This is a genomic window from Halorubrum luteum (assembly GCF_054652935.1).
Genome location: NZ_BAAIGT010000002.1, coordinates 1200474 through 1225901, shown reverse-complemented (window position 1 = coordinate 1225901; position 25428 = coordinate 1200474). Strand labels below are relative to the sequence as shown.

The 25428-nt window shown below is 60.3% G+C and carries 15 protein-coding genes, 1 tRNA gene, 3 rRNA genes and 3 pseudogenes; 14 read left to right on the top strand and 8 right to left on the bottom strand.

The window, feature by feature from the left end; genetic code table 11:
- Positions 1 to 72: 72 nt before the first annotated feature.
- The 3 genes and pseudogenes from ACYQ0R_RS06105 (at position 73) to ACYQ0R_RS06095 (ending at position 6194) form a co-directional block, all read left to right on the top strand.
- Complete coding sequence (locus tag ACYQ0R_RS06105; RefSeq protein WP_459821640.1) at positions 73 to 3201, top strand: FAD-binding and (Fe-S)-binding domain-containing protein; 3129 nt, start codon at positions 73 to 75, stop codon at positions 3199 to 3201.
- Between the two features lie 1035 nt (positions 3202 to 4236).
- A pseudogene (locus tag ACYQ0R_RS06100) lies at positions 4237 to 4392 on the top strand (IS701 family transposase); the annotation flags it as partial.
- Positions 4393 to 4991: 599 nt separating this feature from the next.
- Positions 4992 to 6194, top strand: coding sequence for a Cdc6/Cdc18 family protein (locus ACYQ0R_RS06095; RefSeq protein WP_459821638.1), 1203 nt, complete (start codon positions 4992 to 4994; stop codon positions 6192 to 6194).
- Positions 6195 to 6373: 179 nt separating this feature from the next.
- On the opposite strand, the gene ACYQ0R_RS06090 is transcribed toward ACYQ0R_RS06095, so the two are convergent.
- Together ACYQ0R_RS06090 and ACYQ0R_RS06085 are read right to left on the bottom strand one after the other, a co-directional pair.
- Positions 6374 to 6934: a TATA-box-binding protein gene (locus tag ACYQ0R_RS06090; protein WP_459821636.1), complete on the bottom strand. Its 561-nt coding sequence runs from the start codon at positions 6932 to 6934 to the stop codon at positions 6374 to 6376.
- 130 nt (positions 6935 to 7064) lie between these two features.
- Positions 7065 to 7661 (bottom strand): annotated as a pseudogene (locus ACYQ0R_RS06085) (IS66 family transposase); the annotation flags it as partial.
- Between the two features lie 322 nt (positions 7662 to 7983).
- Here ACYQ0R_RS06085 and tnpC point away from each other — a divergent pair.
- Positions 7984 to 9417 (top strand): IS66 family transposase, encoded by a 1434-nt coding sequence (gene tnpC / locus ACYQ0R_RS06080; RefSeq protein ID WP_459821240.1) that lies wholly within the window; start codon positions 7984 to 7986, stop codon positions 9415 to 9417.
- A gap of 9 nt (positions 9418 to 9426) precedes the next feature.
- On the opposite strand, the pseudogene ACYQ0R_RS06075 reads toward tnpC, so the two are convergent.
- Positions 9427 to 10290, bottom strand: a pseudogene (locus ACYQ0R_RS06075) (IS66 family transposase); the annotation flags it as partial.
- A gap of 961 nt (positions 10291 to 11251) precedes the next feature.
- Here ACYQ0R_RS06075 and ACYQ0R_RS06070 point away from each other — a divergent pair.
- From ACYQ0R_RS06070 to ACYQ0R_RS06050, 5 genes are all read left to right on the top strand, one after another.
- Positions 11252 to 12722: ribosomal RNA gene (locus ACYQ0R_RS06070) — 16S ribosomal RNA — on the top strand.
- Between the two features lie 178 nt (positions 12723 to 12900).
- A tRNA-Ala gene (locus tag ACYQ0R_RS06065) sits at positions 12901 to 12972 on the top strand.
- A 240-nt stretch (positions 12973 to 13212) separates the two neighbouring features.
- A 23S ribosomal RNA gene (locus ACYQ0R_RS06060) occupies positions 13213 to 16127 on the top strand.
- 119 nt (positions 16128 to 16246) lie between these two features.
- A 5S ribosomal RNA gene (gene rrf, locus ACYQ0R_RS06055) occupies positions 16247 to 16368 on the top strand.
- Together the 16S, 23S and 5S rRNA genes with 1 tRNA gene alongside form the textbook arrangement of a ribosomal RNA operon.
- Before the next feature lie 195 nt (positions 16369 to 16563).
- Complete coding sequence (locus ACYQ0R_RS06050; RefSeq protein ID WP_459821634.1) at positions 16564 to 17430, top strand: hypothetical protein; 867 nt, start codon at positions 16564 to 16566, stop codon at positions 17428 to 17430.
- On the opposite strand, the gene ACYQ0R_RS06045 is transcribed toward ACYQ0R_RS06050, so the two are convergent.
- Positions 17418 to 17762, bottom strand: a complete 345-nt coding sequence (locus tag ACYQ0R_RS06045; protein ID WP_459821632.1) for a DUF8124 family protein — start codon at positions 17760 to 17762, stop codon at positions 17418 to 17420. The genes ACYQ0R_RS06050 and ACYQ0R_RS06045 overlap by 13 nt on opposite strands.
- Positions 17763 to 17846: 84 nt before the next feature.
- On the opposite strand from ACYQ0R_RS06045, the gene ACYQ0R_RS06040 reads away from it, so the two are divergent.
- The gene (locus tag ACYQ0R_RS06040; protein WP_459821631.1) at positions 17847 to 18758 is read left to right on the top strand and encodes a DMT family transporter; all 912 of its coding nucleotides are present in this window, start codon (positions 17847 to 17849) and stop codon (positions 18756 to 18758) included.
- A gap of 31 nt (positions 18759 to 18789) precedes the next feature.
- Here the strand turns inward: ACYQ0R_RS06040 and ACYQ0R_RS06035 are convergent, their stop codons facing one another.
- Positions 18790 to 19275, bottom strand: coding sequence for a VOC family protein (locus tag ACYQ0R_RS06035; RefSeq protein WP_459821630.1), 486 nt, complete (start codon positions 19273 to 19275; stop codon positions 18790 to 18792).
- A 24-nt stretch (positions 19276 to 19299) separates the two neighbouring features.
- Positions 19300 to 19803, bottom strand: a complete 504-nt coding sequence (locus ACYQ0R_RS06030) for an SRPBCC family protein (RefSeq protein WP_459821628.1) — start codon at positions 19801 to 19803, stop codon at positions 19300 to 19302.
- Positions 19804 to 20028: 225 nt separating this feature from the next.
- On the opposite strand from ACYQ0R_RS06030, the gene ACYQ0R_RS06025 reads away from it, so the two are divergent.
- Both ACYQ0R_RS06025 and ACYQ0R_RS06020 read left to right on the top strand, forming a co-directional pair.
- Positions 20029 to 20955, top strand: coding sequence for a DNA-3-methyladenine glycosylase family protein (locus ACYQ0R_RS06025; protein ID WP_459821627.1), 927 nt, complete (start codon positions 20029 to 20031; stop codon positions 20953 to 20955).
- A gap of 60 nt (positions 20956 to 21015) precedes the next feature.
- A complete protein-coding gene (locus ACYQ0R_RS06020; RefSeq protein ID WP_459821626.1) occupies positions 21016 to 21405 on the top strand; it encodes a DUF555 domain-containing protein in 390 nt (129 codons plus the stop codon).
- Positions 21406 to 21485: 80 nt separating this feature from the next.
- Here the strand turns inward: ACYQ0R_RS06020 and ACYQ0R_RS06015 are convergent, their stop codons facing one another.
- Positions 21486 to 21719, bottom strand: a complete 234-nt coding sequence (locus ACYQ0R_RS06015) for a UPF0058 family protein (RefSeq protein ID WP_216879300.1) — start codon at positions 21717 to 21719, stop codon at positions 21486 to 21488.
- A gap of 158 nt (positions 21720 to 21877) precedes the next feature.
- Positions 21878 to 22057 (bottom strand): DUF7836 family putative zinc-binding protein, encoded by a 180-nt coding sequence (locus tag ACYQ0R_RS06010; protein WP_459821624.1) that lies wholly within the window; start codon positions 22055 to 22057, stop codon positions 21878 to 21880.
- A 1904-nt stretch (positions 22058 to 23961) separates the two neighbouring features.
- Between ACYQ0R_RS06010 and map the strand changes: the two genes are divergently transcribed.
- Both map and ACYQ0R_RS06000 read left to right on the top strand, forming a co-directional pair.
- Positions 23962 to 24867 carry a type II methionyl aminopeptidase gene (map, locus tag ACYQ0R_RS06005; RefSeq protein ID WP_459821623.1) on the top strand — a complete coding sequence of 302 codons (906 nt, stop codon included), beginning with the start codon at positions 23962 to 23964 and terminating at the stop codon, positions 24865 to 24867.
- Positions 24867 to 25421, top strand: coding sequence for an HIT family protein (locus tag ACYQ0R_RS06000; protein WP_459821621.1), 555 nt, complete (start codon positions 24867 to 24869; stop codon positions 25419 to 25421). Before map ends, ACYQ0R_RS06000 begins: the two co-directional genes overlap by 1 nt.
- Positions 25422 to 25428 lie beyond the last annotated feature (7 nt).

Genomic DNA, 25428 nt, shown 5'->3' with positions numbered 1-25428 from the left:
CGATGGTGCTGGTGACAACTGACCGGAAGTCGTGACAAAAAGCTATATCAGCGGTATTCATAATGAAAGAACATGGCAGTTGATGAGCCTCCAGAGGGCGACGTTTCCGTAAAAGCGCTCGGCCACGAGCGGCCGGACGTCCCGGAACACCGGCAACTGGCCGCTGATCTGCGGAGCCACGTCGACGGTGATGTCGATTTCGACGAGTACGCGCAGGTGTTGTACGCCACTGACGGAAGCATCTACGGCGCTCGCCCAGCTGGCGTCGTCATCCCGGAATCCGTCGAAGACGTTCGGGCAGTGGTCGAGATCGCAGCCGAACACGACGTGCCGGTTCTTCCGCGCGGTGCCGGGTCTTCGCTGGCGGGACAGACAGTCGGCCCGGGCTGTGTCGTGCTCGATTTTACCGTTCACATGGACGAGATCGTCGACGTCGACCCCGAGGCTCGGACTGCAACCGTGCAACCCGGCGTGGTCCAGGATCGGCTCGACGAACGGCTCTCGGAGCACGGACTCAAATTCGCCCCGGATCCGGCATCCGCCGGGCGAGCGACGATCGGTGGCGGTATCGGAAACAACTCGACGGGTGCACACTCAGTGCGCTACGGGATCACGGACGCATACACCGATAAGCTCCGGGTGGTGCTCGCCGACGGATCCCTGATCCACACGCGAGAGATCGTTCTCGACTCGTCCGAGTACGAGCGGATCGTCGCGAAGGATGACCGAGAGGCCGAACTGTATCGGACGGTTCGTGAGTTGGTGGAGCAGCACCGCGCGGAGATCCGGAGCCGATATCCCGAACTGAAGCGGTGTGTGTCGGGATACAACCTTCATAAGGTGATCTACGAGAACGACGACGGGGAGCGGGTGATCAACCTCTCGAAACTGTTCGTCGGGGCCGAGGGAACGCTGGGCGTGATCGTGGAGGCGGACGTGTCGCTGGTGACGAACCCCGAGTCGACCGCGCTCGCGGTGTACTGTTTCGACGATCTGGTCGATGCGATGCGTGCGGTTCCCGATGCGCTCGAGTTTCCGGTGTCGGCGGTTGAACTCATGGACGAAGAGGTGTTCTCGCTTGCGGCCGGCTCCGAGGAGTTTGCGGAGTACGCGGAGCCGATCCCGGACGGAACGGCCGCCGCGTTGATGTTGGAGTGGGACTCCGAACTCGTCGATGACTTTGCGGCCGCCATTGCGGACGCGAATGAATGGTTCGTTGAGGGGAAACGGGAATCAGCCATTCGAAGTGATCGAATTCAAGAGAGCGACCGGAGCCAAGAAGCCGATCAAGACGACTGGAGCCAAGAAGCCGATCAAGACGACTGGAGCGGCGGAGGGTTCGCGTTCGACGTTCTAGAGGCGTACTCAGAGGGATCGCAGGCCGACCTCTGGAAGCTTCGCAAAGCGGCGATTCCGCTTTTGATGTCGATGGAGGGTGACGCCAAACCGTATCCGTTCATCGAAGATGCATCCGTTCCACCGTCGGAGCTCGCGGAGTACGTCAGCGAGTTCCAGAACGTGTTAGCAAACCACGGGACGTCGGCAGCGTACTTCGCACACGCTGGCTCCGGGACACTGCACATCAGACCGATTCTTTCGCTCAAAGAGGCGGACGGTATCGAAACGATGCACTCGATCGCCGACGACGTGACGGATCTCGTCGTCGAACACCACGGCGCGTTCTCGGGCGAACACGGCGACGGGCTCGCACGAACGGAGTTCAATCCCAAGATGTACGGCGATCGGTTGTGGGGCGCGTTCCAGGAACTCAAGTCCACGTTCGACCCAGGCTGGCGGATGAACCCCGGAAAAGTCGTCTACGTCAACGAGGAAACCGCGACGGAACGAGGATATCCCGACATCGCCGCCGATACGGAGATGCGTGAGAACCTTCGATACGGACCGTCATACCAGTCGATCGAGCCCATGACGGCGCTCGACTTCTCCGAGGAAGGCGGATTCTCCCATCTGGTCGAACTGTGTAACGGCTGTGGCACCTGCCGGCAGACCGGTTCGGGAACGATGTGTCCGACCTACCGCGCATCGAAGGAGGAGATCCAGACGACGCGTGGGCGAGCGAACATGCTTCGGGCGGCGATAAGCGGCGACCTCGACGAGGAAGAGATCCACTCCGACAGATTCCAAGAGGAAGTGCTCGACTTTTGTGTGGGCTGTAAGGGTTGTCAAAGCGACTGTCCGACCGGCGTCGACCTCGCAAAGCTGAAAGCTGAAGTGAAACACGAACACCACGAACTGACCGGCTCGTCGGTCCGCGAGAGACTATTCAGGGATATCAACCGATACGCCGATATCGGGAGCACGCTCGCTCCGGTCTCGAATCTCGTCGGGACCGTACCGGGTGCGCGGACGCTCATGGAGAAGCTCGTCGGTATCGCCCGGGAGCGGCCGCTTCCGACGTTCAGTCGCGAGACGCTGACCGACTGGTATGAACAACGGGGCGGTGCGGCGGTTCCACGAGCGGATGCCGAGGCGTCGGTCGTGCTGTTCCCGGATACGTATACGAATTACATGTATCCCGAATCGGGAACCGCAGCCGTCCGCGTTCTCGAAGCTGCCGACGTTCACGTCGACGTCCCGTCGTCTCTCGCACCGTCCGGGCGTGCGGCGTTTTCGTCCGGATTTCTCGACATCGCACGGGACCGTGCGGCACGAAACGTGGAGTGGCTCGTGGATCGTGTCGACGACGGCTGGTCGATTCTGTTCGTCGAACCGTCCGATGCGGTGATGTTCCAGGACGAGTACCGTGATTTACTGGACGGTGATGCGGTGGAACGCGTCGCGAGTGCGTCGTATGGCATTTTCGAATACGTTGACGCGACGAGGATGGATGAGTCGCTCGTGACGGAGACTCAGGATGAGACGCTCGCGTATCACGGGCACTGCAACCAGAAAGCGCGTGGAACTGATCATCACGCAGTTGGCGTGCTTCGACGGGCAGGATACGATGTCGATCCGGTCGACTCATCCTGTTGTGGCATGGCAGGGTCATTCGGATACGAGTCCGAGCATTACGATCTCTCGATGGCGATCGGTCGAATACTGTTCGAGAAAATAGATGCAAGTGATGGCAGTTCCGTGGCAGCTCCGGGCGCATCCTGTCGCTCCCAGTTGGCCGACCGAGATGGGCAGGGACAGCCGCCACATCCGATCGAGAAGCTCGCAGAAGCGGTCGAAACGTAACCGAACGTCGTATTGGCGAAGTATGCAAACTCGTGGCTGGATAAGTTGTAGCCGTGTTTGACCTCCTCTCCGCGCTAACGGGCGAAGATTCCTCCGTGGGTAATCCCTGTTGGATTCCCCCGGCTGTGAACGTGCGGGTTCGCTGACGCACCCTCGGCCCTCGTGTTGAAGGAGTCATATGTCAGGTCGTCGTATCCGATCAGTGTTGCCCTCATCGTAGTTGAGTGAGTGGCACTCACGGGCGTCCAGCACCGTGAGCAGCGGGCCGGGCCATCGGCCTGACTCTCCGTTGTAGCCATCGTGAGAGAGTCGGTTGATGACATGCCAACCGCTGCTGGTTGGGCTGTGAAGGTGTGTGAGTGTGAGTGGTGAGACGCACTCGTGGCCATCTTGAGCGTGAGCACGTTCCCCGCAGCAGCATGTCGCATCTCTGCCATTTCATGGTATCTCGCATAAAATAACCGTTGGTATTACAGACTGTCTGTGTCGCGTGGTTTGTAGCATATCATGTCGGCTTCATCCCCGCGCTGAACACGAGGCTTTCGCATTGAAATTCAGTAACACAGGATGTGATGTATCGGACCATGACGGATGAGTCGAGAAATAGCGACGGATGGAGCGTGAGATGTCGTTGAGACACACACCGGGTTTCCGGTGAAATTGGTCTCTTGTGGTGTGGTGGGTTACGATGGACTGGAGGGGAGGATCTCCCGTCTCAGTTCGGCAACGATCCCCGATCCCTTCTAGCCATGCCCAGCAGTGTCGCTTCACAGGTCGGGAACGCGGATGCTCCGACCCTTGAGGTCGGGGAGGAAGCCGACAGCAAATGACACAAACCACGCCACGATGATAAGCCGACTCCCAACTCTATAACTCAGCTTTGCACGTTGAAGTAGGAGCATGACGTAGGCGGTGGCAAGGACGGATGATGCCGATTACGGAGTTGTTGTCGTGTACGCGTGTGTTCGACGAGTTCGAGTCGCTGTCTCCAGCCCAGAGCCATCACGCCAAAACCTACGCCACAGGTCTTGTTGCGGGCTTCGAGCGAACCCCGAACACTCCCTGAAGGAAGCCGTCTCCAACCTTTTCTCGTGGGTTCGAGACAATGATGATCGCGGTGTCGGTGACTTGATGACCGAGATCGACCACCTCTTCGTTCACTCAACCGCTGACGCTAACGTGCAAAGCTGAGATCTTGATAGACGATCTTATACGTGTCGTTCTGGGGTAATCAGCAGATGAATTCTCGCTGAACACACTCCGTGTACAATTAGAAACTAATAAATAGTTCATTTGAGTACCGGTCACTAAACCAGCTGCAGCCTGCAGAGCAAGCTCCGCCACTCGAGTTTGTTTCACCGGAAACGTGGTTTGCGAAATCGGACTCCTCCGAGTGATGAGACAACCGTTCAAACTTTTGTCACTGGTCCAGTTCACACGGGAACGCTGACGGCTCTACACAGCAATATCGGACGGATCTCGGCGTTGCGGTTCGAGATCACATGACTCGTGATTTCCGCACGACACCCCACCACACCTGATTTCCGCACGACACCCCACCACACCTGATTTCCGCACGACACCCCACCACACCTGATTTCCGCACGACACCCCACCACACCTGATTTCCGCACGACACCCCACCACACCTGATTTCCGCACGACACCCCACCACACCTGATTTCCGCACGACACCTCACCCACCGATCCCCCATTTCACCGGAAACCCGGTGTGTGTCTCACTGCAAACGAAACGGAACGCATTTCACCGGAAACCCGGTGTCCCCCGTATGGACGCAGCGGACGACCTCTTCACGCGAGAGGATCCCATCTTCGCAAACAAGGAGCTTCTCGAGATCAGTCATCTCCCTGGTGAAGGTCGTATCGTCGGGCGAGACGACGAGATATCCGATCTCGCCACGGCGGTGAACCCGGCGATCTTCGGACAAAGTCCGAGCAACGTGCTCATCTACGGAAAAACGGGAACCGGCAAGTCGCTGTGTGCCAAGTACGTCTCGCAGCGACTCGTCAACACTGCTGGCGAGGAGGGTGTCAACGCCACGTTTGCATACGTCGACTGCGCACAGGACACGACGGAGACGCAGGCCGTCCAGACGATCGCCGAGGGGGTCAACGACCCGGACGCGACCGGTATCAACGTGCCGGACAAAGGCCTCTCGACATCGACGTACTACAAGCGCCTCTGGCGCATCCTCGATCAGCGATACGACGTCGTGCTGATCATCCTCGACGAGATCGACAAACTCGACGACGACGCGATCCTCATGCAGCTGTCACGGGCGGGGGAGGCCGGAAAGATAACCGACTGTAAGCTCGGCGTCGTCGGGATCAGCAACAAGATCCAGTACAAAGACCGCATGGACGAACGCGTCAAGTCCAGTCTTTGTGAGCGGGAGTTCGTCTTTCCGCCGTACGATGCAAACCAGCTCAGAGCGATCATGCAGGCCCGCTCCGACGCGTTCCACGAGGACGTGCTCGAAGCGTCAACGATTCCACGTGCGGCCGCTCTCGCGGCACGCGAGCATGGCGACGCGCGCAAAGCGATCGACATCCTACGATACGCCGGGGAGATAGCCCAGTCGAACGGCGAGCCCACCGTTCGGGAGGAGTTCGTCACGCAGGCCCGTGAGCGCGCGGAAACGGATCGATTCCGCGAACTCATCCGCGGTTCGACTCCCCACTCACGATACGTGCTCCAAGCGCTTGCGCTGCTCTCGCTGTCGAACGGGAGACAAGACGGGTTCCGAACCAGCCGCGTATACGAGATTTACGAGAACATCTGCCGACAGGAGGGATCCGACAGTCTGTCGCTCCGTCGCGTCCGCGACCTTCTCAAAGAGCACGCGTTCCTCGATATCATCGAACAGTCGAAACACAGCGGCGGCAGCGCCGAGGGAAGCTACACGAAACACCAGTTGCTCGAGGACCCCGAAGTCGTCAAGGACGTTCTCACCGAGAACGGTGACCCGTAGGCGACTCGGTCAGTACGGGATCTGGAAAACCGATGTGATGCGGGGACGGAAAGAAGCGATGTGATGCGGGGACGGAAAGAAGCGATGTGATGCGGGGACGGAAAGAAGCGATGTGATGCGGGACCGTAGATGAAACACACTCTCGAAACACGAGAGCCCCGAAACGATGTCCGAGCGGTTCAGCCGAGGAGCCCGAGACCCTCGATCCGTTCGACGATCTCTTCAACTGCTTCTTCGGCGTCGTCCGTTCGCTTACCGCCAGTGATGACGATCTTTCCGCTGCCGAACAGAAGGATGACGACCTCCGGTGCATCCATCCGGTAGACGAGACCCGGGAACTGCTCCGGCTCGTACTCCACGTCCTCCAATCCGAGCCCGATCGCGAGCGCGTTCAGGTTGAGGTTGTGGCCGAGATCAGCGCTGGAGACGATGTTCTGGACCGTGATCTCCGGATCATCTTCGACCGGAATGCTGAGTCCCCGGAGCTTCTCGAAGATGATGCCGAGCGCTTCATGGACATCATCGATACTTTTTGCGCCCGTACAGACGATCTTCCCGGAACGGAAGATGAGCGCGGCTGCCTTCGGCTCCTGGGTACGATACACGAGACCGGGGAAGTTGTCCGGGTTGAAATCAGCGCCCGGAAGGTCTTCAGCCAACGCCTCCAAGTCCAGCTCCTGACCGATTCCCGTCGATGCAACGACGTTCTGTATCTCGATCGAATCTGCAGGGTTCGTCATCGTTCGCTTTTATATGTGTCCCCCTCCCTTATAAACGCCCGTGGTATAAACGATCATCTCCTGTTTTCAACAGGTTAGTTGTAGTTGGATAGCAAGACAAAGATACACCGCACAGTGATGCCTCTCGTCCTTACCGAAGTTCTCTCCCACCCAGAATTGACTGGAGCTGTTCAGGTGGATCAAGTCCTCGTCGTTTCCACGTCGCCAACATCGTTGTTATTGTCTCGTGAATCTGGACCCCTTCTGCCGAACGCAGGGTCCGAAACATCTTCCGAAGGACTACTTGCTCGCGCAGAGCCCGCTCTGCGCGATTATTCGTTGAATCAACACCCCGTTCGGTCACGAACGTCAGCCAGTGACCCAAGCCATTGCTGATCTTCTTGATCAGCTGCTGAACCTCTTGGGCCTCGTAACCTTCCCTCACCAGGCCCTCCAGGTGTAAGGATGCTTCCGCCCGCTTCTGCTCGCGGGCGGAAGCGGACGGATCTCCTTCGACGAACGTCGTTAGATCGTCGTGGAGTGCGTGCAACTCTTCAGACAGCCGCTCTGCTTCCTCGTACCGTTCAGCGACGTACTCAGCCTCCCGCAACAGGTGCGCCCAGCACCGCTGCAGTTTCGTGTGATAACTCGAATACGCCGACCAGCCGTCACAACTGAGCGTCGAGTCCTCGGCGAATTCCTCGCCGAGGACGTCTTCTAAGACTCCACTTCCTCGGCTTTCATCAACCGTACGTGTTTACCCCCAGAACGATTTCGCCACTCTCTCGTAAGTTGCCCCTGACCTCGTAGTAGAGCAATGCAGACGACAGGGTATTCCCCGAGGGACGGTCTCCGGCAGGGAGACCGTCCCGTGTCTTCTGCACTAGCCGAGGGGGGTTCTGATGGTTACTGATGAGGTACGTGTTTACCCCCAGAACGATTTCGCCACTCTCTCGTAAGTTGCCCCTGACCTCGTAGTAGAGCAATGCAGACGACAGGGTATTCCCCGAGGGACGGTCTCCGGCAGGGAGACCGTCCCGTGTCTTCTGCACTAGCCGAGGGGGGTTCTGATGGTTACTGATGAGAAAGTGAAGCAACTGCTTGAGCGGATCACTGCCCTCGAAAACCGCGTTGATGAACTTGAGCAGGAGAACGAAGAACTGAGGCAAGAAAATCAGCAACTCCGTAAAGAGAACAAGCGCCTCAGAGCCAAGATCCGATGGTACGAAGGACCACATACACCGCCGAGCAAGGACCAGTCGGAGCAAGAGGAGTCGTCCTCGTCCGACGGGGACGAGGACGACGAACAGCGTACTGACGGTGGCACGCCCGGCCGAAAGTCCGGACATGACCCGGAATGGCGCGACGCTCCCGATCCAGATCAAGAAATCGAGGTCACCTGTGACTGCTGTCCAGACTGTGGTGAGGCGTTCGACGAGTCGGCGGGCGTCAGCCCCCGACTCGTCGAGGAACTCCCTGACCCACAGCCACCGGAAGTCACTCAGTACAACCGGCACCACTACGAGTGTCACTCCTGTGGAGCTGAAACCGTCGCCTCACACCCCGACTGCCCCGATGAGGGGCAGTTCGGGGTGAACGTCATCGCACAGGCAGCGCTCTCTCGGTACGACCACCGTCTTCCATACCGGAAGATCGGCGACCGCTTCGAACAGCTCCACGGACTGGAGTTGTCTGGCGCGTCTGCATGGCACGCGACCGAGCGCGCTGCGCGCGCCGGTCGCTGTGAGTACGAGCAGATCCGCCACCAGATCCAGCAAGCCGACGTTGTCCACGTTGACGAGACTGGAATCAAACGTGACGGCGAACAGGCGTGGATCTGGACGTTCACTACCGAGGAACATACGCTGTACGCGGTCAGGGAGAGTCGAGGAAGCGATGTTCCCGCAGAAGTCCTCGGCGAGGACTTCGCGGGAACGGTCGTCTGTGATGGCTGGACGGCGTATCCGGCCTTCAGCAGCAACCTCCAGCGGTGCTGGGCGCATATTCTACGGGAGGCTGAAGACGCCGCTGAGAAGCAACCGGAAGGCGAACCGATCCACCGTGCTCTCAAACAGCTGTACGTCGCTCTCCAGATTCGACTGGAGAGCGACTTGACAGTTCGTGAGCGAGCAGAACTCCAGCACGTGGCCCGGAGAGAGCTTGAGTCGCTGATAGAGCGGTCAGTGCCCGACGGACCAGTGGCAACACTACTCGGGAAGATCGAAGGAGGCCTCGACCACTGGCTCACCTTCATCGGTGAGCCAGCGGTCTCTCCGACGAACAACGCGGCTGAAAACGCGCTTCGTGAGCCGGTGGTTCTCCGGAAGATCATTGGAACGCTCCGGAACGACCGCGGTATGTTCGTGCATGAGACGCTGCTGTCCCTGCTGGCGACCTGCCGCCAGCAGGGACGTAATCCCTACGAAGAATTCAAGCGAATCGCTCGAAACAATGAGATGATTTCACGAACTCAGGCAGTGCCCGCTGTTGCGTCCTCGGGGTAAATACATACCATCAACCCAAAACAGCACTTCGTCATCAGTGACGAACGTCCACGCCCAGTGTTGTTCTCCATCGACCGGAAAGCCTGTTTCATCGCAGTAGACGACCTCACTCTCCCGAATCTTCTCTTTGACATCCTCGTAAGCGGGTCGCAGACCGGCTGCGACCCGCTTAGTCAAGTTGTAGATCGTCCGGTGAGAGATCGGAAGGTCGAAGTCCCAGTCAAACAGCTCGGCCTGTTTCCGGTTCGGCAGTCGTTGATGGAACCGACCGAGAGCGGTTTGGGCCATGATATTTGGCCCAAACCGCCCCTTTTCGGGACAGTCAGGATGCTCAGCAACAACCTCGTTACCACAAGAACAGTGGTGTTTGCCGAGCTTGTACTCGGTAACAGTGGTTGGAACAGGAAGCGGTACGTCAATAATAGTCCGTGAAACGTAGCTATCAGGGCTAGAGAGGATTTGCTCACAGTCTGGACAGAATCCCTGATCAACGAGGATCGTCTCTTCTGGTTCAGGTGCTGTTCGAGTTGTTCCCTCGTGACCTTCGCTGCGTCCAGGCGATGAGTCGCTGGCGGCGTCAGAGTCGCCGCCAGCGTCGTCTTCATCAGGTTCTTGGTCTTCGTCCTCGGTTTGGTCGTCATCGCCTGGTGAATTAGCCGCACCACCCTGTCTACTGGGTGGTGTGTTTGGATTTTCGTACTGCTTGAGGCGAGCCTCAAGCTGTTCGATCTTCTGTTGTTGTGCAGTAATCTGGCGTCGCAGCAGCCGGTTCTCAAGCTTCTTGACTACGAGCTGCTGGCGGAGTAGCGAACTGTCGTCGGTGCGGATCACGGAATCTGTCGATTCCGTTGATCCGCGACTCCCCAGCGACACAGTAATTCAGCAGTAGTGAACGATCTATGAGACTGCTACGAAATCGTCTCGACATGGAACTGCTATCCAACTACGGTTAGTTTACTGCTGGCGCAGTCTTGGACGAAATATATGAGTATAGGAAAGATAACTGCCCATATCAAAACGATTGGCCGAATATAATCTCATTAACTGATCTCCACTAGCCGAAGTGTCCGTTGTTCCGCGTATATAACCAATCACCCCTCGGTGGTAACGAGGTCCGATACAGACGGAAAACAAGGTCCGATACAGACGGAAAACGCTCGGAGACGAAGCTGACACGTTCGTGTTTTGGTGACTGCAATCGGTAAGCCATCTTCCTCACGAACTGCTGAAGGCGGCGAGCACGCGGATGTCGTTCACCACGGGCACGCTTGGGAACCGAGCGACGATCGGGCCGTGGCGATTCCGCGAAACCACACAGCCTCCGACTCCTAACCGAAATAACGCTTCCATGTGATCATGTTCGCATGAAATCGGGTGACGTGGCGGGTTTGCTTCGACGGGGTTAAGTACAACCCGGGCATTCGGATGAATGCGAAGGACGCCCCGGCGACGGGGTGTCACAATCGGCCGACTGCGGCCGGTCGTCGCGTTCCGACGCCCTTATCAATCCGAGGGCGCTCGTCTCGAACGCGACGCAGAACGCATCGCGAACCCCGACCGGTCACCCCGGGACGGTTTCGCCACCGGACCGACGCACTCCGATGGGCTTATACCCCATCGGACACAACGTTCAGGTCCGCAAAGGATGAGGATCACGCCCCCTGCGCTCCGGCGTAAGCGGTGATCTGATGTGAGCCATGGTAGTTCGGTGCCATCCGGGTCGCTGGATGCACTGGACACCATATTGGACCATGCAATGGTGTTTTGATCTCACACATCGTGTGAGTCAAAACCCGCCAACCCCCTCGAGCTGGGAATCAAGCTCGAGGAACTCATTCCGGTTGATCCTGCCGGAGGCCATTGCTATTGGGATCCGATTTAGCCATGCTAGTTGTACGAGTTCAGACTCGTAGCGAATAGCTCAGTAACACGTGGCCAAACTACCCTTCGGAGCGCGATAACCTCGGGAAACTGAGGCTAATAGCGCATCCCACACTCGGCCTGGAATGGCGAGTGTGGCAAACGCTCCGGCGCCGAAGGATGTGGCTGCGGCCGATTAGGTAGACGGTGGGGTAACGGCCCACCGTGCCGATAATCGGTACGGGTCATGAGAGTGAGAACCCGGAGACGGAATCTGAGACAAGATTCCGGGCCCTACGGGGCGCAGCAGGCGCGAAACCTTTACACTGCACGCCAGTGCGATAAGGGGATCCCAAGTGCACAGGCATAGAGCCTGTGCTTTTGTCCACCGTAGGGAGGTGGACGAATAAGGGCTGGGCAAGACCGGTGCCAGCCGCCGCGGTAATACCGGCAGCCCGAGTGATGGCCGATCTTATTGGGCCTAAAGCGTCCGTAGCTGGCCGCGCAAGTCCATCGGGAAATCTCCCCGCTCAACGGGGAGCCGCCCGGTGGAAACTGCGTGGCTTGGGACCGGAAGGCGCGACGGGTACGTCCGGGGTAGGAGTGAAATCCCGTAATCCTGGACGGACCGCCGATGGCGAAAGCACGTCGCGAGAACGGATCCGACAGTGAGGGACGAAAGCCAGGGTCTCGAACCGGATTAGATACCCGGGTAGTCCTGGCCGTAAACGATGCCTGTTAGGTGTGGCTCCCACTACGAGTGGGTGCTGTGCCGTAGGGAAGCCGCTAAACAGGCCGCCTGGGAAGTACGTCCGCAAGGATGAAACTTAAAGGAATTGGCGGGGGAGCACTACAACCGGAGGAGCCTGCGGTTTAATTGGACTCAACGCCGGACATCTCACCAGCATCGACTGTGGTAATGACGGTCAGGTTGATGACCTCGCCACGAGCCACAGAGAGGAGGTGCATGGCCGCCGTCAGCTCGTACCGTGAGGCGTCCTGTTAAGTCAGGCAACGAGCGAGACCCGCATCCTTACTTGCCAGCAACACTGCAAAGTGGTTGGGGACAGTAGGGAGACCGCCGTGGCCAACACGGAGGAAGGAACGGGCAACGGTAGGTCAGTATGCCCCGAATGTGCTGGGCAACACGCGGGCTACAATGGTCGAGACAGAGGGTTCCTACTCCGAAAGGAGACGGTAATCTCAGAAACTCGATCGTAGTTCGGATTGTGGGCTGCAACTCGCCCACATGAAGCTGGATTCGGTAGTAATCGCGTGTCACAAGCGCGCGGTGAATACGTCCCTGCTCCTTGCACACACCGCCCGTCAAAGCACCCGAGTGAGGTCCGGATGAGGCTCGTTTCACGAGTCGAATCTGGGCTTCGCAAGGGGGCTTAAGTCGTAACAAGGTAGCCGTAGGGGAATCTGCGGCTGGATCACCTCCTACTGACCCGAGACTCGCCTTTCAGGCGAGCTCACCTTTCCACGCGCCGTCTTTCAGACGGCACGTGACTACTCATTCGCACGGTCCACACGTCCACGCACCCACCGCCCCGGACACTTACGAACTACCACGGCTCACACCACACGCGACACACACCCTCGCTTCGTCCGAAGCGAGGTGGGCTCATAGCTCAGCGGTAGAGTGCCTCCCTTGCAAGGAGGATGCCCTGGGTTCGAATCCCAGTGAGTCCATGTCCACCCAGCGTGAATCCGTCCCCTTAAGTGGGAGACGCGGCTCCGTTGGAACAGACGACCGATGCACCACCCCGGGAAACCGCGGATGGGAAGGGTTCGACGAACACGCCGTCCACACCCGGCGTGATTCGATGACGACCGTGTATACGTGCGATCCAGACGTCCACTGAACTCATCCGAGTTCGTGGAACGTCAGTGAACCATATACAGTCGGGTGACTTTCATAGTCACTTGACACACTACTGGCTACTGTGCCAGCTGGTGAATGGCTCGGCTCAAGAGCCGATGACGGACGTGCCAAGCTGCGACAAGCCCATGGGACCCGCATGGAGGGAAAGAACATGGGATTTCCGAATCGGAATCCGCTTTGCAATTGCTTTGCGCAATAGGGAACCCCCCGAATTGAAACATCTCAGTAGGGGGAGGAAAAGAACGCAACCGCGATGTCGTTAGTAACCGCGAGTGAACGCGACACAGCCCAAACCGAAGGTCTTCGGACCAATGTGGTGTTCGGGTTGACAACCAAGTTCCGAACCGGTATCTGAAGTCTCCTGGAACGGAGCGTGAGACAGGGTGACAACCCCGTAAGATATCCAAGTACGAACGGCGTCAATTCCAGAGTAGCAGGGGTCGGATATCCTCTGTGAACACCCCAGGCATCCCCTGGGAAGGCTAAACACTCCTTGAGACCGATAGCGAACAAGTAGCGTGAGCGAACGCTGAAAAGCACCCCGAGAAGGGCGGTGCAATAGGGCCTGAAATCAGTTGGCGATCGAGCGACAGGGCGTAGAAGGCGATTCTCAAAACGACCGAGGAGCGATCCTCCAGTAGGAAGAGAATCGAGCCGGCGTCGTGTCGTGCGTTTTGAAAAACGACCCAGGGAGTGTACCTACATGGCGAGTCTAACTCGAGTATCGAGGAAGGCGCAGGGAAACCGATACGGCCGCAGCATTGCGAGGGCCACCGTGTTCAAGCGCGGGGAGCCACGTGGGTACGACCCGAAACCAGGCGATCTATTCGCGAGCAAGGTGAAGCGTGGCGAAAGCCACGTGGAGGCCTGTTAGAGTTGGTGTCCTACAATACCCTCTCGTGACTCGTGAATAGGGGTGAAAGGCCCATCGAGCCTGGCAACAGCTGGTTCCGACCGAAACATGTCGAAGCATGACCTCTTCCGAGATAGCCCGCAGGGTAGAGCTACCGATTGGATGACCCGCCTCCGAGAGGAGTCGGCCATCCTGTCAAACTCCAAACCTGCAGGCGTCGTAGACGAAGGGAGTCCGGTGCGCGGGGTAAGCCTGTGTACCGTGAGGGGAACAACCCAGAGCCGGGTTAAGGTCCCAAAGTGTAGATTAAGTGCGATTCGAAGGTGGTCTCAAGCCCTAAACAGCCGGGAGGTGAGCTTAGAAGCAGCTACCCTCTAAGAAAAGCGTAACAGCTTACCGGCCGAGGTTTGAGGCGCCCAAAATGATCGGGGCTCAAATCTACCACCGAGACCTGGCCGCATCCGTGAAAGGATGACCGCGTAGGTCGGCGTACTGTCCGGATGGAAGCTCGGGCGAGAGCTCGCGTGGACCGTTCAGTAACGACAATCCTGGTCACAGTAGCAGCGATAGTCGGGTGAGAACCTCGACGGCCTGATGTGCAAGGGTTCCTCGGCACTGCCACTCAGCCGAGGGTCAGCCGGTCCTAAGTCTCGCCACAACCTGACCGAGACAACGGGAAACTGGTTAATATTCCAGTGCCATCATGCAGTAAAAGTCGACGCCGTGTGGACCGCTGAGCCGGGCACTCGCCCGGTCGAATCAGGGAACATCGTGGAAGCCGTCATGGCAGGAAGCGATCGAAGCCTGAGATAGCGCAAGTCAGCCGTACATAGGGCCCGTGAAAAGACGAGCATGATGTCCGTACCGAGATCCGACACAGGTGCACTGCCAGCGCAAGGCACGGCCTGTCGGGAGAACCGACGTTAGGGAATTCGGCAAGTTAGTCCCGTACCTTCGGAAGAAGGGATGCCTGCTCTCGACGGAGCAGGTCGCAGTGACTCGGGCGCTCCGACTGTCTAATAACAACACAGGTGACCGCAAATCCGCAAGGACTCGTACGGTCACTGAATCCTGCCCAGTGCGGGTATCTGAACACCTCGTACAAGAGGACGAAGGACCCGTCAACGGCGGGGGTAACTATGACCCTCTTAAGGTAGCGTAGTACCTTGCCGCTTCAGTAGCGGCTTGCATGAATGGATAAACGAGAGCGCCACTGTCCCAACGTTGGACCCGGTGAACTGTACGTTCCAGTGCGGAGTCTGGAGACCCCCAAGGGGAAGCGAAGACCCTATAGAGCTTTACTGCAGGCTGTCGCTGAGACGTGGTCGCCGATGTGCAGCATAGGTAGGAGCCGTGACACAGGTACCCGCGCCAGCGGGCCACCGAGGCATCATTGAAATACTACCCGTCGGTGACTGCGACTCTCACTCCGGGAGGAGAACACCGGTAGCCGGGCAGTTTGACTGGGGCGGTACGCGCTCGAAAAGATATCGAGCGCGCCCGAAGATCATCTCAGCCGGGTCGGGAATCCGGCGAAGAGCGCAAGAGCACAAGATGGTCTGACAGTGTCATTCCCAACGAGTGACGCTGACGCGAAAGCGTGGTCTAGCGAACCTACGAGGTTCCGGAATGGGACCCGTAGATGACAGAAAAGCTACCTTAGGGATAACAGAGTCGTCACCCGCAAGAGCACATATCGACCGGGTGGCTTGCTACCTCGATGTCGGTTCCCTCCATCCTGCCCGTGCAGAAGCGGGCAAGGGTGAGGTTGTTCGCCTATTAAAGGAGGTCGTGAGCTGGGTTTAGACCGTCGTGAGACAGGTCGGCTGCTATCTATTGGGGGTGTGAAGGTACCTGACGTGAACGCTCGTATAGTACGAGAGGAACTACGAGTGGTCGCCACTGGTGTATCGGTTGTCCGAAAGGGCAGATGCCGAGTAGCCACGCGACACGGGGTAAGAGCTGAACGCATCTAAGCTCGAAACCCACATGAAAAAGAGGTACCGTAGAGGTCACTCGTAGAAGACGAGTTCGATAGACTCGGGATGTACGCATCGAGGCAACGAGATGTTGAGTCCACGAGCACTAACAGACCGAGCCACAGTCATACCATGGGGCACTGACAGCCCACACCTCGCATGAGTTCAGGCGGTATCTGGATCGCACGTACACACGGTAGTTACCGACCGACAGTGGAGGTATCTCGGTTCGACTCCGAGAGTCGGCGTTAAGGCGGCCACAGCGGTGAGGCAACACCCGTACCCATTCCGAACACGGAAGTTAAGCTCACCAGCGTTTCAGGCAGTACTGGAGTGGGAGACCCTCTGGGAGCCGTGATTCGCCGCCTGCTATTCATAGACGGGCCCACGGACATCGCGTCCGTGGGCCACTTTCATTTCGAAATCTGCGTTGAGTGGCATCGCTCTTCGCAGACACGCGGATCGATCCTCCATAACGTTCCAGACGAACTCTCACGAGTGATACTCTCACCGGTACGTTTATTTCGTTTTCTACACGATTTAGATGTAATAATGGGTGGTTCGGGGTGACCGACGGGGAAGTCACGTTTCGACTCGCCAAGGAGGGCCAACCCGAGATCCGCCGTGGCCCCGTTCCGAGTCACACCGTCTCAGTCGTGTTCGACGCCGATCTCAACGAGTGGCGGCGAGGCTGGGGAGCGGCAAAGCCGACGCGCGAGGCGGTAATCTCGGTGGGGGATCCGATACGCAGCAGATCGGCGGCCGGCTCGACGCAGCTGTTCCCCGCGCACGATCTGGCGTACACGGTACTCGGGGAACCGGACACCATCGATCCGGTTATCGAGGCGGTCGAGCAGTATCTCTCCCGTGAAGACGAGACGCGGCCGACGGTGTTCGTCGACGACGTCTTCCATATCCTCGGCTCGTTCGGGTCGGGTGCGCTTCGTACCTTCCTTGAGGAGCTGGCACGTGGTGTCGAGGCAGCCGGGGATGAGCTCGTAGTTGGCTGTTCGCCCACGGCGGAGCTGGTCCACGCGATCGATTCGTTGACGCCCGTCATCGACGAGGTCACCGGAATCGATCGGGAAGTAACTGAGGCGGTCGAACGGCTTCGGCGCGAGGATCCGACGACGTTCGGATACACGCGGCGGCACTGGTCGGAGGCTGGGCGGGGGATCGACGCCTGTACGCGAAACTACCCGCAGGCGAAACAGATCCATGCAGCACTCGAAACGCCCGAGACGACGCCGCGAACGCTTGGCGCGACGCTAACCGGTCTCGTCGAGCTCGGTGTGCTCGGCACGTGGGGAGAGACGGTCGGACCGACGCGGTACGATCTCACTGCGTACGACCCGATCGAGGCAGCTCGTGTCGGGTTCGTGCTGGCGAGCTGCTCGGAGGCGGAGGCTCCGCGTCTCGTTCACGACGACTGATCGCCGTCGCCATCCCGGTCATCGGCGGTATCACCACCTTCCGCGTTCAGTGTCGTGTCGAGGAACTCCTCGCGCAAGGACGTGGTGACGACGGTGCCGTCCGGCTCGAGCGTCACCGTGCCGATCGAGACGGTGTCCCCGGTGTCATGCGCGGTGGCGATCGATTCGAGGACGGGTCGCTTGTCGAGCCGGCTCCAAACGACCTCGGCAACGAGCGTCTGGAACTCGCTTGGATCCGCCCAGCCGGAGTCGATATCGGATGGAACGCGCACGACGAACTGGAGCTCGTCGTCCGTGAGATGAATCCCGATACCGAAAGTGTCCGCGCCCATGAACGGAAGTTCGGGCCGCCATCACAAATTCTCATCGGGTCGGCTAGCGAAAACGGTAAGCCACTCCTCCGGGGAGACTGAAGGGTGGCGTCGACAGCTCCGCAGTCGGAATCTCCGCGCGTCTCACCCGCGTTCGGGCTTGCGACCGCCGTCCTCGCGGTGAGCACGGGTGCGATCCTCGTCAGATGGAGCCACGCGCCGAGCTCTGTCGCCGCGTTCTATCGCGTGTTGTTCACGACGCTTCCGCTACTTCCGATTGCGGCGGTGCGGTACGCGGACCACTTTCGACGAATCACGAGACGCGACGGCGCGTTCGCCGTTCTCTCGGGGGTCGCACTGGCGTTCCACTTCGCGGCGTGGTTCGAGAGTCTGGCATGGACGAGCGTCGCAGCGAGCGTCACGCTCGTCCAGGCGCAGCCGGTGTTCGTCGCGGCGGGTGCGTGGCTTCTGCTCCGCGAGCGCGTGACGCGTCGAACCGTCGTCGGTATCGTGGTCGCGGTGCTCGGGATGGCGACGATGTCTTTAGGAGATCTCCTCGGCGGCGTTCTCGTCGGGCCGCGACCGCTGTACGGAAACGGACTCGCGCTGTTCGGGGCAGTGATGGCGGCGGGATACGTGCTCGCCGGGCGGTCGCTCCGTCAGCGCGTCGCACTGGTTCCGTACGTTGTCGTCGTGTACGGCGTCTGTACCGTCACGCTCCTCGGAATCGTCGTTCTCGGCGGGCATCCTCTCGGTGGCTATCCGCCTCGCGAGTGGGCGTTGTTCGCCGGGCTGGCGGTCGGACCGGGGTTGTTCGGACACACGGTGATCAACTGGGCGCTGGCACACCTGCGGTCCAGCGTCGTTTCCGTCTCGCTGCTTGGTGAACCGATCGGTGCGACGATCCTCGCACTGGTTCTTCTCGCGGAGCTGCCGACGACGTACACGATCCTTGGAGGCGTCGTCGTGCTGGCGGGGATCTACGTGACTGCCTCCGCATCCACGAAACCATCGTGATCGGAGCCACAGGGTCGACGCGGTCGGGCCCTCAATGGATCTTGAGTTCGACCCGTCGACCGTCCGGATCCCGAACGTACGCCGCCCAGTCGCGACCGTACGCTCCGTACCGTTTCTTCGGCTCGTCCGGCTCAACCGTGTATCCCGCCTCCTCGACTGCCGTCAGCAACGACTCGAGGTGGGCTTTGGAGTCGATGTCGTCCGACCGAACGAGCAGACAGAGGTGGTCGCCGTGGAACGGAGCCTCGTCCGGAGTCCCGTCGGGTTGACCGTCAGACGATCGGGCGGTTGCAGCGGGGCGAGATCCGTCCGCCGAGTTCGACGGTGACTCGTCAACCGGGACCAGATGAATGTGTCGCCCGCCGGCGACGACTGCGACGTAGGGGACCTCACCCTCGTTGTACCGCCGCCGGTCGCGGATCTCCATTCCGAGGAGGTCGTGGTAGAACGTGAGCGCCTCATCGAGGTCGGTCACGTGGATCGCGGCGTGGTCCATGTCGACGATATCGACGTCCATATCGCATCGTACGGCCGAAGCAACTTAAACGGAGTCGGCGAAGCGGGAGATGGTCCGGCGGTGACGGTTCCGAAACATGCCCTCGAATCCGACTTTCGCGAACGGACCGACCGCGTCGCCAAGCGGACCGAGCGGAAGCCGATAGTCGACGGTGTCGACGAGCAACGTCTCCTCGCCGTCGGCGTAAAACGAATGGGTGTGTCGCCAGCGACGGAACGGGCCGTGAAGCATGTCGTCGACGAAGTACGCGCTTCCCTCGACGACCGCGTCCCCTTCCGGATCGCGCTCGACGATCCGGGACACCCACCGTTGTCGTGGTCCGACGCCGAACGGCTGCATCGACATGCGGATCCGCGAGCCGCGAACGAGCAGTTCCGGGTCGGCCTCACCCGATGGCCCCTCGACGGATTCGATCCGGAGATGCATCCAGTCCGGCGTGAGCGCACGAAGGCCGTCGATGGTCGAGTGGAACTCCCAGACGTCGGATATCGGTGCCGGAATCCGTGTCTCCCGGCGATAGGTAGGCATACGTGGTGTAGGAACGCCGAACGCAAAAACCCGTCCCGGTTTTACCTGCCCATTGTTCGCCAGCCCGTCAACTTCGCTAGTCCGGAACATCCGTACCGGCCCGATCCAGTCTCCACGTTCGGTCCGCATCCACCAACGCGTTGCTCCCGCTCACCCGGCCCGCACTCGCCGGCTGCGTAGCTCTCATCGAAACCTGAATACGGCCGTGGCCCGACCTATTCCACGATGGAACGAGGCGTGATCGACATCGCGGAGATCGCTGGGGCTTTCGATCTGCAGGCAACCGTCGAGAGCGGGCAGAGCTACCTGTGGACCCGGGCGGACGGAAAGACGTACCAGGAGTCGTACGCCCACGGAGGTGACTGCTGGTACGAGACCGTCGTTCCGCCGGTCGCCGACAGCACGAATGAGCCGACCGTGGTACGTGTACGACAGACCGGCGGCGTACACGACGGCACGCTGGAGTGGGAAGCGTCGACCGATGCCGTCCCGCTTATAACGCAGTTGTTGCGGCTCGACGACGATCTCGATGCCATGCTCGAAGCGACGCCCGACCTGCCGCTTTTGAAACGGGCGTACGACGCGTACGAAGGACTCCGACTCGTTCGAGACCCGCCGTTTCCCTGTCTCATCTCGTTCATCTGTTCCGCCCAGATGCGCGTTTCTCGGATTCACGGCATGCAGCGTCGACTCCGCGAGACGTACGGCGATCTCGTCGAGTGTGACGGCGCGACGTACCACGCGTTCCCGACGCCAGCACAGCTGGCCGAGCGAAGCGAAGAGGAGCTTCGCGGCCTTTCGCTGGGATACCGCGCGCCGTACGTCCAACGAACCGCCGAGATGGTTGCGACCGGTGAGGCGGATCCCCGCGAGGCGGTCGACCTCCCCTACGAGGACGCTCGTGAGTCGCTCACGCGGTTCGTCGGTGTCGGCCATAAGGTCGCCGACTGTGTGTTGCTGTTTTCGCTGGGGTATCTTGAGGCAGTTCCGTTGGATACGTGGATCCGAACGACGATCGAGGAGTATTATCCCGACTGCGAACGAGGGAGCTACGCGGAGACGTCCCGGGCGATCCGCGAGCGGTTCGGCGACGAGTATGCGGGATACGCGCAGACGTACGTGTTCCATTACCTCCGTAATGGCGGCGACTAGTCGTCCGGAAGCGACGCCGGCCGAAGTTTCATACCCACCCGTGCGGTAGGGGATCCCACAATGGACTGCCGAGTCGTCGTTGAGGCCGCGGTCCCGGTGTACGACGTGGAGACCGCCGACGAAGCCGTGCGGATCGCCATCTCGAAAACCGGCGAGATGCTGAATCCGGACCTCAACTACGTCGAGATCGAGATGGGAAGCCGACAGTCCCCGGGCGGTGAGGAGCTTCCACCGGCGTTCATCGCCGCCGACGAGGGGCTCGTGGCGCTCGAACTCCAGATGGACGTGTTCAACGTCGACCGTGAGGAACACGCCAGCCGGATCGCGCGCAAGGAGATCGGTCAGCGGCTTCGGAACATTCCGCTGAAAGTGCTACGCGTCACGACGATCGAGGACGACGACACGGAGGCAAAATCGGCTGACAACGACGGGACGACGGACTTGGACTGAGTCGGGATCACCGTAGACAGACGGGATCGAACAGAGTTGTAACTCGGAGAGTAGCGGGCGGTGATGGCGCTGATAAACCCTTAGTCGGCCGTGGGAGCCAGCGGTTCGGAGTCCGCTTCCTCCATCGGCGCGGTGATTCCTTCAGTCAGCTTAAAAACGGCTGCTTTGTGGTCTGTCTTCGATTTATGAATCGATGTCGGCTTCACGCCCAGTTCCTCATACGCCTCGAGGTCGAGATCGTCGTCCCAGAACTCGCACTGTTTTCGTACTTCAGCGAGGAGGCCGTGAAGGTGGATGAGTTCCTGCTTCTTCATGAGCAACCGTCTTTTGCTACCGGAGACTTATATTATTATCTTGAGTCCCGTTAACACACTCCTCGGATATTCGGCCTCCTACGGCTCGAAAACGGCTATTCTGCGCTAACGATCAGTATCGATTGACGTGTGACGACTCCCGTGTGCGGCGATCGACGCTACTGGAACTGTTTGACCGCCTCGAGATCGCGTTCCGTTCGCATGAACTCGGTAAGTCGACGCGTCGCGTGGCAGTCCGGACAGCTGAAGTTGGCCCTGAGGTCTTGGAGGTCAGCGGGGTTGTCCTGCCACTCCTTCCCGCATTCGGGACAGATCAGTCTGACAAATGCGTCGACCATGATGGTGGGTACGCGCTTGGATCCTAAAAGAGTATGTGGGTTTTTGCGGTACGGGTGGTGGAGAATCGCCCCGGTCAAACGTGCTCGTCCCCTCCCGGTCAGACGTGTCCATCCCACCGAGCAGTGCCGTGTCCGATCCAGTACAGCGGAGATGACTGCCTATCCGCGCTTTGGCGGGTCTTCGAGTTCCGTGATGAGCGTCGGACTCCATCCGACGAACCTGCAGGCTAACAGGCTTGCGAGCGGCTGCCGGAACACTAACCGAATTTCGAGCCACGCGTCCCAAAGTTGGCTCATGGCACGCAGTTCCTGACGACTGTCGGTACCGACTTCGACCAAAATTCGCTTCGGTGGTCGTTCCTAGGCTGGCACGAAACCCTTGTCTTCGTGTGTATTCCACGATCGCATACTCGGATCAGCCGTGCGACGCTGCGTGCTTCGCGGGCTATCTCGGGCGTACGTCTCTTATTAGGGTGGATCGGGAGTTTATAAGGAATCGTGTAAGGGGATCGGATTTGGTTTATAAGTGAGTCGCGGGAGCGATAGCTCCGCGACGAACGATCTGAAAGCCCCAGCCGCGACGGCTCGCGCGCCTTGCTGCGCTCCTCGGTCGCTCACTGCGTTCACTCCCTGCGGTGCTTACTGCGGCGGGCGTCGCCCCACCGGGAGACTGCGTCTCCCGAGCCCCCGCTCGCTCCGCTCGCGGGGATCACGGCTGCCCCTTTCAACCCCACCCGACCGCACCGCAACCGCACCTCACGCCTCCCCAGCCTCGTCGGCGGCTCGCGCGTTCCGCGCTCGCCGCCGCCTCCCTCGCACGCGCTCCTCGCGCCCTAGAAAGGGCGCTCGGAGGCGCGCGCCGACCGCCCGCAGTCGCCTGATAAACCAACAATGTTTTGCTTGTGGTTGCGGTGGCGCGCGCCGCGAGCGGGCCCGAGGCCCGTGAGCGAGCGCGCGAGGGAGACCGGAGGGGGCCGCCGAGCGGTGCCGGCGGCCCCCTCCGGTCGAGGCTGGGGCGGTCCGAGGCTGCGGGGCGGTCGGGTGGGACTGGAAGGGGCAGCCGCGAGGGCGACGCACGGCGACGAAAGCACTGCAGGGAGCGAAGCGACCGAAGCGCGCAGCGAGCCGCGCGAGCCGTCGCAGCTGGGGCTTCCGAGGGAGTCTCCTCTCCACCGCTCACTTATATACCGCTCTTCTCCACATCGAGTGAGCCTTTATAAGCATCTACTCGAACTCACACTGCGCAATATACGCCCGAGATCGATCACGAAGCAGGCTCGTTCTGACGGTTGGTGCGCCGGGGACTGTATGGAGTGACTTCCTCCACGGCCTTGGCCGTGGCATCCGGCCACCGGATGACTGCCTTGGCGAACCAAGACATTCCGATTCCAACCCGCATTCAGAGGGAACCGGCAGCATACCGGGGAAATCTCGTTTTCTCCCTCGCTGTAGGGCTGTAGCCCGGTCACGCAGGCCCCATCGGAATCGATGTCATCGCCGTGTGACGAACGGATCGCGTTCGTCACCGCCCCTTGTCTGTTGGAGGCCGGCATCTCACCGATTCCGTAGCACTCTTTTGTAACTCGGGGCACAGCAAAAGCGTTCGGTCGGTGATCCAAGCCGGCCACAGTGCGGGCGGTTTCTCGACAGGCGTGTCCGCTTGACCCCACCTGTTCGCTCCTCGGTTCCGACAACAGTGTCGGAACACTCGTTCCTCACATGATGGGCGGGATTCTCTCGCTGTTCAAAGATAGTTCTGTGACGTCCCCGACTTGCAGGTATCGACCATCGGTTGCGAGCCACCACCGAGGATCCGAGTAGAGAGTCCGAGTCGAGAGCGGGCGAATGGAACGGGACGATCTGCTCCCGCAACCTCTTTGCGGCCCGTGCTCGAACCGAAGGGTATGAGCTACGGATCCCTCGACGACGACGCGGTCGAGAGCTACCGCGAGGCCGGCACGGTGCTGGTGGAGGCGATGAACGAGGCTCGCGAGATGGTCGAGCCGGGCCGGACCCATCTGGCGGTCGCGGAGTGGACCGAGGACTTCATTCGAGAGTCGGGTGCGGGGATCGCGTTCCCGGTCAACATCAGCGTGGATGCGGAGGCGTCGCACGCGACGCCCGGCCGCGACGACGACACGGAGTTTGGCGAGGAGATGGTGTGTCTCGACATCGGCGTTCACGTCGACGGCTACATCGCCGACGCCGCAGTGACCGTCGACTACACGGGGAACGCGGAGCTGGTCGAGGCCGCAGAGATGGCGCTCGAGGCCGCGGTCGACGAGGCTGGTCCGGGCGTCGAGGTCGGCATCGTCGGCCGGGCGATCGAGGACGTGATCCGCGGCTACGGCTACACGCCCGTGCTCAACCTCTCCGGTCACGGCGTCGAGCGCTACGACGCACACACCGGACCGAACGTCCCGAACCGGGGCGTCGACCGCTCCGTGGAGCTGGAGCCCGGACAGGCGGTCGCGATCGAGCCGTTCGCCACCGACGGCCGCGGTAAGGTCGGCGAGGGGACCAGCGAGGAGATCTTCGAGCTCCAGCGCGCGAAAAGCGTGCGGGACCGGCGAGCACGGCAGGCGCTCGAGGAGATCGAGGCGTTCGACGACCTTCCCTTCGCCGCGCGATGGCTGGACGGTGACCGCGTCGGCATGGCGCTCCGGCGGCTCAAACAGTCGAACGTGATCAAAGGCTACCCCGTATTAAAAGAGGACGACGACGCGCTCGTGAGCCAGGCGGAGCACACGCTGCTTGTCACGGACGATGGCGTCGAGGTGACGACCGCGGGCATTCACGCGTTCGACTGATGGAGCGGATCTACGCGCCATGGCGGATCGAGTGGGTCGAACGCGACTCGGACCCGATCGACGGCTGTCCGTTCTGCGTCCTCCCGGACTGGGAGGACGCGACCGAGGCCCGGATCGTCGCGCGAAGCGACCATAACTACGTGCTCCTCAACAACGCTCCGTACAACCCGGGACACGCGATGGTGATCCCGTACGACCACCACGAGGACTGGACCGACCTCGACGACGAGACGATGCTCGACCATGGTCGGCTGAAGGCGGCGACGCTCCGCGCCACGCGCCGCGACCTGAACCCGGACGGGATCAACACCGGCACCAACCTCGGCGGCGAGGCCGCCGGCGGATCGGTCGACCATCTCCACACCCACGTCGTCCCGCGCTGGACCGGCGACACGAACTTCATGCCGGTGGTCGGTGAGACGAAAGTCATCGTGGAGGGGCTCGAGCGAACGTACGAACACCTCCACGCCGCGTTCGCCGCCGGCGACGGGGTCGTCGACGAGGGCGACGTCGAGAACGGCGACGCAGTTCGACTCTCCTTCCGGCGCGGCTGATCGCTTG

What these genes read in the sequence shown, in the direction of transcription:
- ACYQ0R_RS06105 (WP_459821640.1), top strand. Translation starts at nt 73, where the DNA reads ATGGCAGTTGATGAGCCTCCAGAGGGCGACGTTTCCGTAAAAGCGCTC.
- ACYQ0R_RS06095 (WP_459821638.1), top strand. Translation starts at nt 4,992, where the DNA reads ATGGACGCAGCGGACGACCTCTTCACGCGAGAGGATCCCATCTTCGCA.
- ACYQ0R_RS06090 (WP_459821636.1), bottom strand. Translation starts at nt 6,934, where the DNA reads ATGACGAACCCTGCAGATTCGATCGAGATACAGAACGTCGTTGCATCG.
- tnpC (WP_459821240.1), top strand. Translation starts at nt 7,984, where the DNA reads ATGGTTACTGATGAGAAAGTGAAGCAACTGCTTGAGCGGATCACTGCC.
- ACYQ0R_RS06045 (WP_459821632.1), bottom strand. Translation starts at nt 17,762, where the DNA reads ATGGGCGCGGACACTTTCGGTATCGGGATTCATCTCACGGACGACGAG.
- ACYQ0R_RS06035 (WP_459821630.1), bottom strand. Translation starts at nt 19,275, where the DNA reads ATGGACGTCGATATCGTCGACATGGACCACGCCGCGATCCACGTGACC.
- ACYQ0R_RS06030 (WP_459821628.1), bottom strand. Translation starts at nt 19,803, where the DNA reads ATGCCTACCTATCGCCGGGAGACACGGATTCCGGCACCGATATCCGAC.
- ACYQ0R_RS06025 (WP_459821627.1), top strand. Translation starts at nt 20,029, where the DNA reads ATGGAACGAGGCGTGATCGACATCGCGGAGATCGCTGGGGCTTTCGAT.
- ACYQ0R_RS06020 (WP_459821626.1), top strand. Translation starts at nt 21,016, where the DNA reads ATGGACTGCCGAGTCGTCGTTGAGGCCGCGGTCCCGGTGTACGACGTG.
- ACYQ0R_RS06015 (WP_216879300.1), bottom strand. Translation starts at nt 21,719, where the DNA reads ATGAAGAAGCAGGAACTCATCCACCTTCACGGCCTCCTCGCTGAAGTA.
- ACYQ0R_RS06010 (WP_459821624.1), bottom strand. Translation starts at nt 22,057, where the DNA reads ATGGTCGACGCATTTGTCAGACTGATCTGTCCCGAATGCGGGAAGGAG.
- map (WP_459821623.1), top strand. Translation starts at nt 23,962, where the DNA reads ATGAGCTACGGATCCCTCGACGACGACGCGGTCGAGAGCTACCGCGAG.
- ACYQ0R_RS06000 (WP_459821621.1), top strand. Translation starts at nt 24,867, where the DNA reads ATGGAGCGGATCTACGCGCCATGGCGGATCGAGTGGGTCGAACGCGAC.